General features: G+C 35.1%; 13 protein-coding genes. 12 read left to right on the top strand and 1 reads right to left on the bottom strand.

Annotated elements, in window-relative coordinates; translation table 11 throughout:
* The first annotated feature begins 15 nt into the window (after window positions 1–15).
* The 7 genes from pheS to QSV08_RS17115 all read left to right on the top strand — a co-directional run bounded on the left by pheS (window position 16) and on the right by QSV08_RS17115 (window position 8,536).
* A complete protein-coding gene (gene pheS / locus QSV08_RS17145; RefSeq protein WP_324024932.1) occupies window positions 16–1,035 on the top strand; it encodes a phenylalanine--tRNA ligase subunit alpha in 1,020 nt (339 codons plus the stop codon).
* Window positions 1,036–1,044: 9 nt separating this feature from the next.
* Window positions 1,045–1,440, top strand: coding sequence for a hypothetical protein (locus QSV08_RS17140; RefSeq protein ID WP_324024931.1), 396 nt, complete (start codon window positions 1,045–1,047; stop codon window positions 1,438–1,440).
* Between the two features lie 241 nt (window positions 1,441–1,681).
* Window positions 1,682–2,161: a GbsR/MarR family transcriptional regulator gene (locus QSV08_RS17135; protein WP_324024930.1), complete on the top strand. Its 480-nt coding sequence runs from the start codon at window positions 1,682–1,684 to the stop codon at window positions 2,159–2,161.
* A gap of 103 nt (window positions 2,162–2,264) precedes the next feature.
* Complete coding sequence (locus tag QSV08_RS17130) at window positions 2,265–3,350, top strand: efflux RND transporter periplasmic adaptor subunit (protein WP_324024929.1); 1,086 nt, start codon at window positions 2,265–2,267, stop codon at window positions 3,348–3,350.
* Window positions 3,351–3,387: 37 nt separating this feature from the next.
* Window positions 3,388–6,525, top strand: coding sequence for an efflux RND transporter permease subunit (locus QSV08_RS17125; protein ID WP_324024928.1), 3,138 nt, complete (start codon window positions 3,388–3,390; stop codon window positions 6,523–6,525).
* Window positions 6,526–6,541: 16 nt separating this feature from the next.
* Entirely contained in the window at window positions 6,542–7,945 is a 1,404-nt protein-coding gene (locus tag QSV08_RS17120) for a TolC family protein (protein WP_324024927.1), read from the top strand.
* An 18-nt stretch (window positions 7,946–7,963) separates the two neighbouring features.
* Window positions 7,964–8,536 (top strand): TetR/AcrR family transcriptional regulator, encoded by a 573-nt coding sequence (locus tag QSV08_RS17115; protein ID WP_324024926.1) that lies wholly within the window; start codon window positions 7,964–7,966, stop codon window positions 8,534–8,536.
* A 1-nt stretch (window position 8,537) separates the two neighbouring features.
* Here the strand turns inward: QSV08_RS17115 and QSV08_RS17110 are convergent, their stop codons facing one another.
* The gene (locus QSV08_RS17110) at window positions 8,538–9,011 is read right to left on the bottom strand and encodes a CYTH domain-containing protein (RefSeq protein WP_324024925.1); all 474 of its coding nucleotides are present in this window, start codon (window positions 9,009–9,011) and stop codon (window positions 8,538–8,540) included.
* A 52-nt stretch (window positions 9,012–9,063) separates the two neighbouring features.
* Between QSV08_RS17110 and dinB the strand changes: the two genes are divergently transcribed.
* The 5 genes from dinB to QSV08_RS17085 all read left to right on the top strand — a co-directional run bounded on the left by dinB (window position 9,064) and on the right by QSV08_RS17085 (window position 16,642).
* On the top strand, window positions 9,064–10,167 hold the full coding sequence (gene dinB / locus QSV08_RS17105) for a DNA polymerase IV (RefSeq protein WP_324024924.1): 1,104 nt from the start codon (window positions 9,064–9,066) through the stop codon (window positions 10,165–10,167).
* A 109-nt stretch (window positions 10,168–10,276) separates the two neighbouring features.
* Complete coding sequence (locus QSV08_RS17100; RefSeq protein ID WP_324024923.1) at window positions 10,277–10,699, top strand: hypothetical protein; 423 nt, start codon at window positions 10,277–10,279, stop codon at window positions 10,697–10,699.
* 152 nt (window positions 10,700–10,851) lie between these two features.
* Window positions 10,852–11,937 (top strand): efflux RND transporter periplasmic adaptor subunit, encoded by a 1,086-nt coding sequence (locus tag QSV08_RS17095; protein ID WP_324024922.1) that lies wholly within the window; start codon window positions 10,852–10,854, stop codon window positions 11,935–11,937.
* A gap of 21 nt (window positions 11,938–11,958) precedes the next feature.
* Window positions 11,959–15,207 (top strand): efflux RND transporter permease subunit, encoded by a 3,249-nt coding sequence (locus tag QSV08_RS17090; RefSeq protein WP_324024921.1) that lies wholly within the window; start codon window positions 11,959–11,961, stop codon window positions 15,205–15,207.
* Entirely contained in the window at window positions 15,194–16,642 is a 1,449-nt protein-coding gene (locus QSV08_RS17085) for a TolC family protein (protein WP_324024920.1), read from the top strand. The genes QSV08_RS17090 and QSV08_RS17085 overlap by 14 nt, the downstream gene beginning before the upstream one ends.
* The last annotated feature ends 161 nt before the right edge of the window (window positions 16,643–16,803 follow it).

Below are 16,803 nucleotides of genomic sequence, written 5' to 3'. Positions count from 1 at the left end.
CTTTAATCAACATTCATGATTGATAAGATAAAAGAAGAAATTTCTGCAGTAGCATCGTTCACAGCTGACAATATGGAAGCTGTTGAGACGTTTCGAATTAAATATTTAGGTAAAAAAGGACTTCTTAATGACTTCTTTGCGGAGTTTAAGAATGTACCAAACGACCAGAAAAAAGAGTTCGGACAGACTATAAACGAGCTTAAAAAAGCTGCTACAGAAAAAGTAGAAACTTTAAAAGAGGGTTTTGAAAATAACCAAACAGACGAACAGGTTTATGGTGATTTATCAAGACCTGGCAATACTATAGAATTAGGTGCACGTCATCCTATTTCAATAGTTAAGAATAAAATCATTGATATTTTCTCTAGAATTGGTTTCAATGTTTCTGAAGGTCCAGAGATAGAAGATGATTGGCATAATTTTACAGCGTTAAATTTGCCAGAATACCATCCTGCAAGAGATATGCAAGATACCTTCTTTGTTCAAACCGACCCAGATATCCTTTTGCGCACACATACCTCATCGGTTCAAGTGCGTTATATGGAAAACCACCAACCTCCTATTCGTACAATATCTCCGGGTAGAGTATATAGAAACGAAGCTATTTCTGCACGTTCTCATTGCTTCTTTCATCAAGTAGAAGGTTTATATATTGATAAAGATGTTTCTTTTGCAGATTTAAAACAAACACTTCAATACTTTACGGCCGAGCTTTTCGGAAAGTCTAAAATTAGACTAAGACCTTCTTATTTTCCATTTACAGAGCCTAGCGCAGAGGTTGATGTGTACTGGGGACTAGAAACTGAATCTGACTATAAAATCACAAAGGGTACTGGTTGGTTAGAAATTGGTGGTTGCGGTATGGTAGACCCAAATGTGCTTACAAATTGCGGACTAGATCCTGAGGTTTATTCAGGTTTCGCATTTGGAGTTGGTATTGATCGTATAGCTATGCTTCTTCATCAAATAACTGATATACGTTTATTGAGTGAAAACGATTTACGCTTTTTAGAGCAATTTAGAAGCGCCCTATAATATTAACTTGTGAAAAAAGATATTGAAATACCTGCTGTAAAAGATGTACACGTTGCCATTATTCGTGAATGGAACGAAGAATTCTTGGACAAAGACTGGAATGCTTATATCTTAAATGATCGTGAAACTGCTATTGAAATGACAATGGTAGTTTCAAAAGGTTATGAAGGTGACCGTAAAACTTCAATAATGAGACATAATATTGGTGTTGTAGATGCCAAATCATTTAAAAAGATTGAAGTTGTACAAGAAGATGTCTTAACATTGAACAACGAGTTTTATGTTACCTTCTACGCAGACAATAAATTATACGAGAAACGATTTGTCTTCAACAAAAATTCAGTTACCGAAGCAAACCTCATCACTATTCCGTTAATTGAAAAAGAGGGAATTTTTGCCTCATAAATAGATTCTTTCCATAATTGCAATTATTTTAAGTTACCTAATAAACTATTCTTCACTTAGAAAACACAAGGTTTTTAAACAACAAACAGTTAAAAATATTTTTTATTGAATTAATTTTCAAATAGTTAGCACATATCTTTGTGACTGTAACAAATGTTTAACATGTTTTAACAAAATTTAAGTTCTTTTAGTTTGTTTATAACCGAACTAACTATACCTTTGTCACTTCAAATTTCGAATCATGGAAAAAGAAGAACATAAACAAAGATTAATAGAAGAACTAGGTGTTCATTTTGAAGCTGAATATAGTTTACCTCCATTAGCCGCAAGAATATTCGGAAATCTTGTAGTAACCGATGAGCTCGGACTAACATTCGACGATTGTCAAATGAAAAGAGGGGCAAGTAAAAGCTCTATTTCAACTTCGCTCAATTTATTGTTACAATTAGAGATGATTACCTATTTCACTAAATCTGGCGATAGAAAAAGATATTTTAAGATATCTGATAAGAGCACTTTCTTTGTTAAAAAATTAGAACAGGCTATCAAAAAAGCAACAAATGAATCTAAAATGATACACAAAGTTGCTGAATATGATAAGAAACACAACATGGAAAAATATGAATCTAACAAAGCGAAAATAGAAGCCTATTTGAATTGTTTAAATCAAAATGAAGCTACATACAAAGAAGCAATTGAAGCCTTAAAAAGTCTGATTTAAAAAAATTTAATATTTAAGTTCGTTTTATACCGAACTATCTGAATTAACAAAACCTTAACAAGTACAATTACATTTTTTAAATACAAATAAACATCCAATTAAAATGAAAAAGTTATCAATTATAGGAATATTAAGTGCCGTGCTTCTTTTGAGCTCGTGCTTTGGTTCATCAGAAAAACCAGCACAAGGTCCTGCAGCACCACCACCACCAAGTTTGAAAGTGGCTAAATTAGAAAAGCAAGACTTAACTATATATAATGAATTCTCAACTACTCTTGAAGGTAAGCAGAATGTAGAGATATGGCCAAAAGTATCTGGTTTTGTTCAAGAGGTATATGTTGAAGAAGGTCAGAAAATTAAAAAAGGTCAATTACTTTTTAAATTAGAAACCCAAACTCTAAATCAAGATGCAAACGCTGCAAAGGCTTCTGTAAATGTAGCACAAGTTGAGGTTGACAAATTGAAGCCTTTAGTAGATAAAAATATAATTAGCCCGGTACAATTAGAAACTGCAAAAGCACAACTTGTACAAGCACAGGCAAATTACCATAGTGTTACTTCTAACATTGGTTATTCTCGTATTACTAGCCCTGTAGACGGGTACATTGGCGAGATTCCTTTTAAGATTGGTGCGCTTGTAAGTTCTGCAATGGCTAAACCATTAACTACTGTTTCTGATATTAGCGAGGTTCGTGCTTATTTTTCAATGAACGAGAAAGAGCTTTTAAAATTAAAGGAGTCTTTGCCTAAAAATGAGAATAACGTTTTAGACTTAGAGAAAGCCCCAGAGGTTACCTTAATAATGATCAACGGTGAAGATTACGCTGAACCTGGCAAAATTGCTATGATCAATACTATTATTAATAGTACTACCGGTAGTGTAACGGCAAGAGCTGATTTTGATAACAAAAATAATTTACTTAGTAGTGGTAGTACTGGTAAAATTAAAATTCCGACTATTTACAGTGGTGCATATGAAATACCACAAACTGCAACTATTGACCTTCAAGGTAAAAAATTGGTTTACGTTTTAAAAGATGATAATACGGTTACTACAATGCCATTAGATATTATTACCACCACTCAAAAAGGGTTTGTAGTTGAAAATGGAATTGAAGATGGAACTACTATTGTTATTGAGGGAGTTTCAAAATTAAAAGACGGAATGGCTATTAACCCAGCCAAGTAAAAATCCGCAGTTCATTAAAACATATAAATAAACAACAATGTTTCAAAGATTTATAGATCGTCCCGTACTTTCTACGGTTATTTCGATTATCATAGTTATTCTAGGTGTTTTAGGCTTAACGACCTTGCCCATAGAACAATACCCAGAAATAGCACCACCAACGGTGCAAGTTACAAGTACTTATACAGGTGCAAATGCAGAAACCGTACTTAATAGTGTTGTTATTCCACTAGAAGAGCAAATTAATGGTGTTGAAGACATGTTGTACATGACTTCTAATGCAAGTAATGACGGTGCCTCAACTATAAACGTATTTTTTAAATTAGGTACAGACCCAGATATTGCTACGGTAAACGTGCAGAACAGGGTTGCAAGAGCAAATAGTGTATTACCTCAAAGTGTTGTTCAAACAGGGGTTATTACTCAAAAATCTCAAACTAGTGCGTTATTATTCTTCTCTTTATTTTCTGATAACGATGAGTATGATGCAACGTTTGTAGAAAACTATGCTAAAATTAACATCGTACCAAAATTACAACGTATTGAAGGTGTAGGTAATGTTACTGTTTTTGGAGCTAAAGATTATTCTATGCGTATCTGGATAAATCCAGAAAAAATGGCTGCTTACAAGCTAATGCCATCTGATATTCAAGCTGCACTTACTGAACAAAATCTTGAAGCTGCAACTGGTAAAATTGGTGAAAATGCCGATGGAGTTTATGAGTATGTATTGAAATATAAGGGTCGTCTTTCTAATGTAGCTGAATATGAAAATATCATTATTAAAGCTCAAGAAAACGGGCAGTTTTTAAGACTTAGAGATGTTGCCGAAATTGAATTGGGAGCCTTTAATTATGGAACTAAGAATGAAGGTATGGGCAAGCCTGGTGCTGCTGTTGGTGTTTTTCAAACTTCTGGTTCAAATGCAAATGCCATTATTGATGAAATTCAAACAATTTTAGAAGAGAGTAAGGTCGATTTCCCTAAAGGATTAGACTATGTAATACCTTATAACACTAAAGATTTCTTAAGTGCTTCTATAGATCACGTTATACAAACTTTGATTGAGGCCTTTTTATTAGTATTCTTAGTGGTATTCATATTCTTACAAGACTTTAGATCGACATTAATACCAGCAATTGCAGTACCAGTTGCAATTATTGGTACGTTCTTCTTCCTCTCATTATTTGGGTATTCTATTAACATGTTAACGTTATTTGCAATGATACTTGCTATTGGTATTGTAGTAGATGATGCCATTGTAGTGGTTGAAGCCGTGCATGCTAAAATGGAAGAAGGCGCTACCAATGCTAAAACGGCTACGAAATCTGCTATGTCAGAAATATCAGGTGCTATTATTTCTATTACCTTGGTAATGTCGGCCGTATTTATTCCTGTATCATTTATTAGTGGATCATCAGGTGTATTCTACCAACAATTTGGTATCACATTGGCAATAGCAATTCTTATTTCTGCTGTAAATGCGTTGACATTGAGTCCGGCTTTGGCTGCTCTTTTATTGAAACCACATCATACATCCGAAGAAAAAAAGAAAGGTGTTGTAAAACGTTTCTTCTCAGCTTTCAATACTGGTTTTGATGCTGTAACCAACAAATATGTTGGGTCAGTTAAATATATAGCCAAAAGAAAATGGCTAACTGGGGTTTCGCTTGTAATATTCGCAGTTATTGCAGTTATATTATTCCAATCTACACCTACTGGGTTTATTCCGAATGAGGATCAAGGGTTATTATTTGCTGATGTTACCATGCCCCCTGGTACAACATTAGAGCAAACACAAAAAACTGTGAAGAAGCTCGATTCTATTTATCAAACTATGGATATCATAGAAGCTAGAATGAACATTACCGGGTTTAGTATTCTAAACAGTGTTAACGGTGGTTCATATGGTTTCTCTGTACTTCGTCTTAAAGATTGGGGTGAAAGAGAAGGAAAAGGAGAATCTGTTCAAGAAGTGGTAGGAAGCCTGTTTGCAAAAACAGCAGGAATAAAAGATGCTAAAATATTCTTCTTTACACCACCAAGTGTACGTGGTTTTGGTAACTCTACAGGTTTTGAGATGAACTTACAGAGTAAAGATGCCGATGATTGGCAAACGGTTAGTAAAGTTACCAATGAGTTTTTAGGTGCTTTAAATGCAAGACCAGAGGTGCAATACGCTATTACCAACTTCAACGCTAATTTCCCTCAGTATGAGTTAGATGTAGATGTTGAAAAAACCAAAATGGCAGGCTTAGCTGTTACTGATGTGTTCAGTGCTATGCAAGGTTATTATGGTGGTCTTTATACTACCGATTTCAATAAATTTGGTAAGCAATACCGTGTAATGATTCAAGCGAAACCAGAAGATAGAGCAGACGAAAATTCGTTGAACCATATTTTTGTAACCAATGCCAATGGAGAATCGGTTGCCGTTTCTCAATTTGTATCGTTGAAGAAAATTTATGGTCCTGAGGTGGTAAGTAGATTTAACTTATTGAGTTCTGTGAAAGTTAACGGAGCTATGAACCCTGGGTATTCCACTGGTGACGCTATTAAAGCCATTGAAGAGGTTGCCGCAGAGGTTTTACCTAATAATTACACCTATGAATATTCTGGACTTACCAAAGAGGAAAATAGTGCTGGTAGCCAAACTATCATAATTTTTATATTGAGTTTGGTATTTGTGTACTTCCTATTAAGTGCGCAGTACGAATCGTATATTTTACCATTTTCAATTCTTCTATCGCTACCAGTTGGTATTGCAGGTGCAATTGCCTTTGTAAGTATAGCAGGGCTTGAAAACAATATCTATTTTCAGATTGCATTGATTATGCTTATTGGTCTGCTTTCTAAAAATGCAATTCTTATTGTAGAGTTTGCATTGCAACGTAGAAAACACGGTATGTCAATTATTGATTCTGCTATTGACGGTGCAAAAGCAAGACTTAGACCAATTTTAATGACCTCATTCGCCTTTATCTTAGGTCTAATGCCATTGGCATTATCATCGGGTATCGGTGCAGTAGGTAACCGATCTATTGGTATGAGTGCTGTAGGTGGTATGTTAATAGGTACCATTTTCGGTGTATTCGTTATACCAGCATTGTATGTTATTTTCCAAACGCTACAAGAGCGTTTTACAGGTGCTCCACAACCAACTATTGAAGAATAAAAGAACTAAAGAAATCATGAATAAAATTATATCAAATAAACTTTTACTGGTTGCCATTCTGCCACTGTTGTTGCAGTCTTGCTTTACGGCAAAAACATACGAGCGACCAGATATAGAAACAGAAAACTTATATAGAACAGACAATTTGCCACAAGATAGTGTGTCGTTTGCGTCGGTTTCTTACCAAGACCTTTTTACAGATTCTTATTTGAAGACATATATTCAAAAAGGTCTAGAAAATAACCTTGACATTCGTATTGCGCTACAAAACATTGCGGCTGCAGAGGCTTATGTAAAACAAGGCAAAGCTGGATACTTACCAACAGTTAACGCTGCTGCAAGTGCAACTAGAACTGCAAGAAACAGTGAAAACGGACAATTTGGAAGCTTATTCACCCAACCATATAACCAGTTTGAAACTTCTGGTACTATTTCTTGGGAAGCTGATATATGGGGAAAAATTAGAAGTACCAAACGCGCTAGTGATGCCAGTTACTTACAAACGGTAGCAGCGCATAAAGCTGTAAAAACAAGTTTAGTGGCACAAATTGCTACTACTTACTATCAAATTTTAGCTTTAGATAAACAAATATCTGTCACTGAAGAAACCATTGAAAACCGTTCTAAAAGTTTAGAAACTATAACTGCCTTAAAAGAGGCTGGACAAACAAACCAAGTAGGGGTTGACCAAACTGCAGCGCAATTATATAGCGCTCAGAGCCAATTATTGGATATTAAGAATTTACTGTACCAAGCAGAAAATACAATGAGTATTCTATTGGGTGAGCAACCACAAACCTACGCCAGAACTACTTTAGATGAACAATCTTTAGACAACGACCTGCAGTTAGGTGTGCCAACTCTTTTACTTCGTAATAGACCTGATATTATGGAAGCAGAATATGGCTTGGTAAATACTTTTGAATTAACAAATGTTGCTAGAAGTAATTTTTATCCTTCAATTACCCTTTCTGCACAAGGCGGGTTTCAAAGTTTAGAGATTGATAATTGGATAGATTCTGGTTCTATTTTCGCAAACTTGGTAGGTGGATTAACACAACCTATTTTTAACGGTAGAAAAATTAGAACTGCTTACGAAGTTGCGCAAGCTCAACAAGAACAGGCAGTGTATATGTTTAAGAAGACACTATTAAATGCTGGTCAAGAAGTATCTAATGCCTTGTATGATTACAATATATCTTTAGAAAAAGAAGAGTTTATTACGAAACAGGTACTGGCCTTAAGAAGAGCTGAAAGTAATTCAGAAGAATTATTGAATAGTGGTTATTTAACGTACCTAGATCTTTTGACTGCTAGAGAGAATGCCTTAACTGCTGAACTTAGCTTGGTTGATAACAAGCTTTCTCAATTATCTGCAACAGTTGAGTTATATCGTTCTCTTGGTGGTGGATGGCAATAAGTTGCTGATAATGCTACCATGCAGAAAAAAACTGAATACATAGAAATAGCTTTAACGCTGTTCTCAAAATATGGATGCAAAAGGGTCGGAATGGATGATGTTGCTGAGACCCTTGGCATCTCTAAAAAAACACTGTACGAACTGTTTGAAAATAAAGATAATCTAGTTCAAGAAAGTGTTACCCTATTACTTAATCGTACTCATGAAAACATGAGTAGCTTTTTTGAAATGTCTGAACTAGCATCAGACCCTTTTAGTAAAATTATACATATTTATAGTGTAGGACTTAAAGAATTGAGAAACTTGAGTCCTACTTTTTTATATGGACTGAAGAAACACTACCCTAAAGCTTACAAGCTTTACGATGATTTTACACAAGCAATTGTTTGGACCTATGTTTTAGACCTACTAAAAGCTGCTGAAACCAATGGGCTATTAAAAGAAAACATAAATATTAAGCTGATTTGCGAGCTATTTATACTTCGTATGAATGAAGTAATACTACCTAATAGAGATTTCTTTGACAGTTATAGTAATGAAGAACTATTAGAGCATTTAATTATTGTTCCTTTACAGGGGATTAAAAGATAACCTAATCAACCCAATTCTTAAAAGGGTTTTTACTCAGTTGAGAATTGTAATATTTTACTTCACCTGTAACCTCAGTGCTTAACCACGCAGGTTTTTGAAATGTTTCATTCTCATCGTTTAATTCTATTTCAGCAACAGTCAAGCCTTCATTTTCGCCATAAAATTCATCAACTTCGTAAACGTGATTTCCAATAGCAATTTCATACCTGGTTTTATTCAGCATTCCTTTTTCACATAATGTCAATAGACTTTCAGCTTCTTCAACTGAAATTTCTTTTTCCCATTCAAAACGTGAGGTACCTGTTACATTAGATTTACCTTTTACGGTTATGAAACCTAAATCGCCCTTAATTCTAACCCTAACCGTTCTATTAGGATCTGTATTTAAAAAACCTTGAACAATTCGTGTTTTAGTACTTGCCTCAGATTTGTAATCATCGGATTTTACCAAAAACTTGCGCTCTATTTCTATCATATGAATGGTTGAAACTACTATTCAAAAACTAAGATAAGTCTTAAATTTGCTTATGCCCAATGAAATGCCTCTTCGAAAAATTATTCATGTTGATATGGATGCGTTTTATGCATCTGTAGAAGAACTGGATAACCCCGATTTAAAGGGGAAACCTCTGGCTGTGGGTGGCGGTGAAAAAAGAGGTGTGGTTTCAGCCGCAAACTATGAAGCTCGTAAATATGGTGTGCGTAGTGCCATGAGCGGATTTATGGCTAAGAAAAACTGTCCGCAATTGACTTTTGTAAAACCAAGGTTCGAGCGGTATAAAGAAATCTCTAAAATCATACGTTCCATATTTTTTGAATATACCGACCTGGTAGAACCATTATCCCTTGATGAAGCTTATCTCGATGTAACAATCAACAAAAAAGGAAATCCATCGGCTACTATGCTTGCCACCGAAATTCGGCAACGTATTCTAGAAAAAACAGGCTTAAATGCATCCGCGGGTATATCTATCAACAAGTTTATTGCCAAAATCGCCAGTGATATCAACAAGCCTAACGGACAAAAAACAGTCAACCCAGAAGAGGTCATCCCTTTTTTAGAAGCATTAGATATTAGAAAGTTCTACGGTGTGGGTAAAGTAACTGCTGAGAAAATGTACAAGCTGGGCATTTTCACCGGAAATGATTTAAAGAACAAATCAATAGAGTTTCTCGCAGAGAACTTTGGCAAAAGCGGACCTTACTATTATCACGTGGTACGTGGCATTCACAATAGCGAAGTTAAACCTCACCGCATACCTAAATCTGTAGGTGCAGAAAGAACCTTCAACGAAAACCTAAGTAGTGAAATTTTTATGTTAGAGCGGTTAGAACATATTGCTCAAGAACTAGAAAGAAGATTGACGAAATCTAAGGTGGCAGGTAAAACCATTACACTAAAGATAAAATACAGCGATTTTACACTAAACACCAGAAGTAAAACATTACCCTATTATATTGGTGATAAAAACCTCATTTTAGAAACTGCGAAAGATCTTTTGTACCAAGAAGAGCTTCAAAACTCTGTTCGATTGCTCGGTATTTCGCTTTCTAACTTAAATACAGATGATAAAACAGCTAAAAAAGTTGACGATAAATCAATTTTAGTACAATTAAAATTCGATTTCTGAACGTTCTACCTTCATTTCTGGGTTTTTAAATAAATCTCGCAGATGTTAACAAAAATTAACGGTAGATACTTGTACAGCAACTATTGCTAGAATAATTTTGATCTCTTAAATGAAAAAGAGTTTTTTAAAATTTCTTATTTCTACCTGTATATTACTTTCTGGTATATACAGTCCTCTATTTGCTAACAACAATATAGGGGTTACTTCTTTTCATTCCATTCAACAATTTGCCAATTCAATAGACAACAATACCAAAACCGTTGTAGTTGATTATGATGCGATTTTTAAAGGCACTTTAGATAATTCTGAGAACGCTCTTGAAATTGAAGCTGTAGAAATAGGTGAAGAAGAGAGCGAACATGCTTTCTTTAAAAAAGATGTTGAGCAGCACGAAGCTTTAATTTCCTATTACCTTTTATCAGTACTATTCTTATTTAGTTATTTTACAAATAGTAATTCTCTACAGAAGCTATTTACTTTTCTACCTACAGCAGATAGGCGCTTTGTCCTATACCAAGTATTTCGTTTGTAATTTTTATTGAGCATTTGATTCTATCAAAAATGCTCTAATCTTTCGTATTTGGCGCTTTTAAACACAACCTATTGTGTCTATAAAGCACCCAAATTGCAATGCGCGTCCGCATTTCAAAATTTAAATTTTCCAATCCAATTAATATTAAAATTATGACCAAGAGATTTCTCCTGTTCGCAGTCGCTAGTGTTTTGTTTTTTTCAACAAGCTGTGAATCTAAAAAAGAAAAAAAAGAAGAACATGCTAAATTCTTAGTGACCAGTCCCATAAAAATGGACACGTCTATTACGAAAGATTATGTAAGCCAAATACATTCTATAAGGCATATTGAATTAAGAGCTCTTGAGAAAGGATATTTGAAGGAAATTCACGTTGACGAAGGACAAGAGGTGAAAAAAGGGCAAAAAATGTTCAATATTATGCCTAACATATATCAAGCAGATCTACAAAAAGCAAGCGCTGAATCTAAGGTTGCCGAAATAGAACTTCAAAATACTCAGTTATTAGCTGATGGTAATGTTGTCTCTCAAAATGAACTTGCTATGGCTAAGGCTAATTTAGACAAAGCAAACGCAGAAGTTTCTTTAGCACAAACCCATTTAGGTTTTACAAGTATTCGCGCTCCTTTTGATGGTATTATGGACCATTTACACGTTCGAGAAGGTAGTCTTTTAGATGAAGGTGAATTATTGACCACTTTATCAGACAACTCTAAAATGTGGGTTTATTTTAATGTTCCAGAAGCTGAATATTTAGATTATATCATTAGCAGCGATAAAGATGTAAAAAAAGAAGTTGGTCTTTTATTGGCAAATAACAAAGAGTTTAATCAAAAAGGAATTGTTGAAACTATTGAAGGGGAGTTTAATAATGAAACAGGTAACATTGCTTTTAGAGCAACTTTTCCTAATCCAGATAAAATACTAAGACATGGTGAGACCGGTAGTGTTCTAATGAACATCCCTTTTAAAGATGCACTGATCATTCCTCAAAAAGCAACATTCGAAATTTTAGATAAAAAGTTCGTTTTTGTTGTTGATCAAAACAATGTTGTAAAACAACGCGAAATATTTATTGGCGGCGAAATGCCAAATCTTTTTGTAGTAACAAAAGGCTTAACTGAAAAAGATAAAATTATTCTTGATGGTATACGCATGGTTAAAGACAACCAACAAATAGAATCTGAATTTGTTGCCCCTAAGAAGGTTTTATCAAGTTTAGATCTTTACACAGAATAACCATATCCAAATACAAAAAAAATGTTCAAAAGATTTATACATAGACCAGTATTGGCTATCGTTATTTCGGTAATTATAGTTTTTACAGGGTTATTGGCAATAAAACAATTGCCAATTTCCCAGTTCCCTGAAATTGCCCCTACAACGGTGAATATTTTCATCGCTTACCCGGGTGCTAGTGCAGACGTGCTAATTAATTCTACCATTATCCCCTTGGAAACCGCAATTAATGGGGTACAAGGAATGCGATATGTTGCTTCAGATGCCACAAGTGCAGGAGAAGGAACATTGCGCATCATTTTTGAACCTGGTACAGATCCTGACCAGGCGGTTGTAAGGGTAAAAACCAGAGTAGACCAAGTAATGCCCAACTTGCCAGAATTGGTGCAGATGGAAGGTGTTGTGATAACTCCTGTACAGCCAAGTATGTTAATGTACGTTAACCTGTTTAGTAATAATGAAGATGATAATGAGCTTTTTCTATACAACTATGCATACACTAAAATTGTTCCTGAAATTCAACGAATTGACGGTATTGCTAGTGCTCAGATATTAGGTAGTAGAAAATATGCCATGCGTGTTTGGTTAAAACCAGACCGTATGCGTGCCTACAATGTTTCTGCCGAAGAAGTGATGGAGGCTATGCAAGAACAAAGCATAATTGCCAGACCAGGTAGATTGGGTGGTAGTTCTGGTAAAAAATCGCAATCACTAGAATATGTTCTTACTTATGAAGGTCGCTATAATGAACCTGAACAGTATGAGGACATCATTGTTAGAGCCAACGAAGAAGGAGAAATTCTAAAATTGAAAGACGTAGCAGATGTAGAATTAGGTAGTGAATTCTTTGATATCTATTCGAATTTAGATGGTCATCCATCTGCCTCAATGATTCTTAAGCAAACTGTGGGTAGTAATGGTAAAGACGTAATTGATGCGGTTAAAGTTAAATTAGAAGAATTAAAAGTAGACCTACCTCCTGGGGTAGATTATCAAGTTAGTTATGATGTATCGAACTTTTTAGATGCCTCTATTGAAAAGGTTTTGCATACACTTAGAGATGCTTTTATTCTTGTAGCTATTGTTGTATTTCTCTTTTTAGGAGATTGGCGTTCTACTTTAATACCCATTATTGCAGTACCGGTTTCCTTAATTGGATCATTCTTTGTTATGCAAATGTTCGGGTTATCAATTAACCTAATTACCCTATTCGCATTGGTATTGGCTATCGGTATTGTAGTAGATAACGCAATTGTCGTCGTGGAGGCTGTGCACGTAAAAATGGAAGAAGAAAACCTATCACCTTACAAAGCCTCTTCTGAAGTTTTGGGTGAAATTGGTGGTGCCATTGTAGCCATAACTTTAGTAATGGTTTCGGTGTTTATACCTATTTCCTTTATGTCTGGCCCAGTTGGGGTTTTCTACAGGCAATTTTCTATAACTATGGCGGGATCAATCGTAATATCAGCTATAGTTGCCTTGACACTTACTCCTGTTCTTTGTGCTATGTTATTGAAAAACAATCATGGTAAACAAAAACGTAAATCTCCAGTAGATAAATTCATTGCTTGGTTTAACAGGGGCTTCGAACGTCTTACAGGAAGTTATGTAAAACTTTTGAATAAAATTGTAGCTAGAAGAGTAGTAACCTTTGGTCTTCTTATAGCCTTTTGTGCTGCTATATTTTTTACCAATGAGTCATTACCTGCAGGTTTTATACCTAATGAAGATCAAGGTATGATCTATGCGATTATTCAAACACCACCAGGTGCAACTCTAGAGCGCACCAATGATGTTGCAAGAAAATTGCAGAAAATATGCGAAGAAATGGATGGAGTAGAATCAGTTTCCTCATTGGCAGGTTATGAAATTATGACAGAAGGTAGAGGCTCAAATGCCGGTACTTGTTTGATCAACCTTAAACCATGGGGAGATCGTGAACATTCTGTGCACGAAATCATGGAAGAGCTTGAAGAGGAAACGAAAGATTTAGGGGCTGTAATAGAATATTTTGAGCCTCCTGCAGTACCTGGTTTTGGTTCTTCTGGTGGATTTTCTATGCGTTTATTAGATAAAACCGAAAACACTGATTATCATGTTTTCGAAAAAATCAATAACGATTTCATGAAAGCCCTAGGTGAACGAGAAGAATTAACAGGGCTATTTACATTTTACTCTGCTAATTATCCTCAATACCAATTGAAAATCAATAATAAAATTGCCATGCAAAAAGGGGTAAGTATTGGTAAGGCTATGGAAAACCTAAACATATTAATAGGTAGTACCTATGAACAAGGTTTTATCCGTTTTGGTAGATTCTTTAAAGTATATACACAGGCTGCACCCGAATATAGAGCATTACCTTCTGATTTAGAAAAATTGTTTGTGAAGAATGAAGAAGGTGAAATGGTGCCTTATTCAGCATTCATGTCTATGGAGAAGAAATTGGGACCAAACGAGATTACTAGGTATAACCTATATAATTCTGCCGCAATCAACGGTTTGCCAGCAACTGGTTTTACAACTGGTGATGCTATAAATGCTATAAAAGAAGTTGCCAAAGAAACATTACCTAGAGGTTATGATATTGCTTGGGAAGGTTTATCCTATGACGAGGCCAATAGAGGTAACGAATCGTTATACATTTTTATCGTGGTATTGATTTTCGTTTATTTCGTACTTGCTGCTCAATACGAAAGTTTCTTACTTCCTTTTGCTGTAATTCTTTCGTTACCTGCTGGTATATTTGGCTCATTCTTACTTTTAAAAATGACAGGGTTGGCCAATGATGTTTACGCACAAATTGGTGTAATTATGCTCGTGGGTCTTTTAGGTAAAAATGCCGTTTTAATTGTAGAGTTCGCAGTACAAAAACAAAGACAAGGGGCAACTGTTTTAGAAGCTGCCATTGAAGGATCTAAAGCAAGATTCAGACCGATTTTAATGACATCGTTTGCATTTATTGCAGGCTTAATTCCATTAATAGTTGCCTCTGGCGCAGGTGCCATAGGTAACCGAACTATTGGTGGCTCTGCACTTGGCGGTATGCTTATAGGTACCATTTTTGGAGTTATCGCAATTCCCGGGCTTTACTATGTATTTGCAAAACTTGCTGAAGGGCGAAGTCTTATTAAAGATGAATCATTTGAACCTATTTCTGAAGAACTTATGAGAACTAGTGAAGGGGAAAGCAAGACCAAACTAGCAATCAAAGAATTAAAATCAATGATTAAAAAACTAACCAAAAGAGAAGAAGATGATCAAAAATAAAAAAACCATAAAGCATGGAAAACTACTTTTGGTGGTTCTTATAAACGTAGGTTTATTTTATTCATGCGTGCCTACAAAAGATTTGAAAGAGGCGAATACAAATATGCCATCTAAATATGTTGATCAAGCAACAGATTCTACAAACAGTGCTCAATTAAAATGGTCAGATTTCTTTAAAGATGAAAACCTGACAAAACTGATTGATACCGCATTAACTAATAACCAAGAACTTCGCATTATGATGCAGCAGATTGATGTTGCCCAAAATGAGGTTAAAGCTAGAAAGGGAGAATACCTACCTTTCATAACCTATGGTGCTGGTGCTGAAGTTGAAAAAGTAGGTGAATATACCCGTAACGGTGCAGTAGAAAAAAATCTAGACATCAAAGATGGTGAAGAGTTTCCTGAGCCATTAACAGACTACTCTGCCGGACTTTTCGCTACTTGGGAGTTAGATGTTTGGAAGAAACTGCGAAACTCTAAAAAAGCAGCTGCTCTAGAGTACCTATCTACCATTGAAGGTAAAAACTTTATGGTCACTAGATTAATTGCTGAAATTGCAGATTCTTATTATGAGCTTGTTGCTTTAGACAATCAATTAGCATTTATAGAGCAAAATCTTGAACTGCAAGGCAACGCACTAAAAATGGTTCGCTTACAAAAAGAAGCTGCAAGAGCGACTGAACTTGCCGTAAAAAGATTTGAGGCAGAGGTACTAAAGAATCAAAGTCACAAATTTGAAGTACAACAAGAAATTGTTGAAATGGAAAATAAACTAAATTTCTTAATAGGGCGTCAACCTCAGCCAATTATTCGTAATTCTGAAGGATTTATCGAAACAGAGATGGATATTATTTATGCCGGATTACCATCTCAACTTCTTTTAAACAGACCCGATATTAAACAAGCTGAATATGAATTAGAAGCTGCGAAACTTAACATTAAAGTAGCAAGAGCTAACTTTTACCCTTCACTTGGGCTGAAAGCAGGATTAGGACTTCAGGCATTTAAACCTAAGTACTTAACCGAGACGCCAGCATCTTTAATATATAGTGCTGTTGGTGATATAGCTGGTCCTTTAATCAATAGAAATGCTATTAAAGCCGATTATAACACCGCAAATTCTAAACAAATACAAGCAGTGTATGAATATGAAAAAGCCATTTTAAGTGGATACATTGAGGTTGTAAACCAGCTGTCTAAAATGGAGAACCTAAAACAGAGTTATGCTTTGAAGGAAAACCAAGTAAAGGCATTGACAGAATCTATTGATTTGTCTACACAATTATTTCAATCTGCAAGAATTGAATATATCGAAGTATTGCTAACACAACGTGAAGCTCTTGAATCTAAAATGGAATTGGTTGAAACCAAAAAAGACCAATTAATGGCCAGAGTAAATGTATACCAAGCCTTAGGTGGCGGATGGAACTAACATCATTTTAATTATTAAAAATTGATTTTCTCAACCCTAATAGGACAAATTCCTATTAGGGTTTTTTGTTGTTTTAGGCAATTTATTAGAAAAATCAGCTCTTTTGTGTTCAACTTTTGCAATTACTTTTTGAAGTATAACCAACGAACACTTAAACATTT

Source organism: Maribacter sp. BPC-D8 (genome assembly GCF_035207705.1).
GTDB lineage: Bacteria > Bacteroidota > Bacteroidia > Flavobacteriales > Flavobacteriaceae > Maribacter.
This window is presented reverse-complemented; position numbering and strand designations above follow the sequence as displayed.

Coding starts and splice junctions, on each gene's coding strand:
- QSV08_RS17115 (WP_324024926.1), top strand. CDS start 7,964: ATGCAGAAAAAAACTGAATACATAGAAATAGCTTTAACGCTGTTCTCA.
- QSV08_RS17120 (WP_324024927.1), top strand. CDS start 6,542: ATGAATAAAATTATATCAAATAAACTTTTACTGGTTGCCATTCTGCCA.
- QSV08_RS17095 (WP_324024922.1), top strand. CDS start 10,852: ATGACCAAGAGATTTCTCCTGTTCGCAGTCGCTAGTGTTTTGTTTTTT.
- pheS (WP_324024932.1), top strand. CDS start 16: ATGATTGATAAGATAAAAGAAGAAATTTCTGCAGTAGCATCGTTCACA.
- QSV08_RS17090 (WP_324024921.1), top strand. CDS start 11,959: ATGTTCAAAAGATTTATACATAGACCAGTATTGGCTATCGTTATTTCG.
- QSV08_RS17125 (WP_324024928.1), top strand. CDS start 3,388: ATGTTTCAAAGATTTATAGATCGTCCCGTACTTTCTACGGTTATTTCG.
- dinB (WP_324024924.1), top strand. CDS start 9,064: ATGCCCAATGAAATGCCTCTTCGAAAAATTATTCATGTTGATATGGAT.
- QSV08_RS17110 (WP_324024925.1), bottom strand. CDS start 9,011: ATGATAGAAATAGAGCGCAAGTTTTTGGTAAAATCCGATGATTACAAA.
- QSV08_RS17100 (WP_324024923.1), top strand. CDS start 10,277: ATGAAAAAGAGTTTTTTAAAATTTCTTATTTCTACCTGTATATTACTT.
- QSV08_RS17085 (WP_324024920.1), top strand. CDS start 15,194: ATGATCAAAAATAAAAAAACCATAAAGCATGGAAAACTACTTTTGGTG.
- QSV08_RS17135 (WP_324024930.1), top strand. CDS start 1,682: ATGGAAAAAGAAGAACATAAACAAAGATTAATAGAAGAACTAGGTGTT.
- QSV08_RS17130 (WP_324024929.1), top strand. CDS start 2,265: ATGAAAAAGTTATCAATTATAGGAATATTAAGTGCCGTGCTTCTTTTG.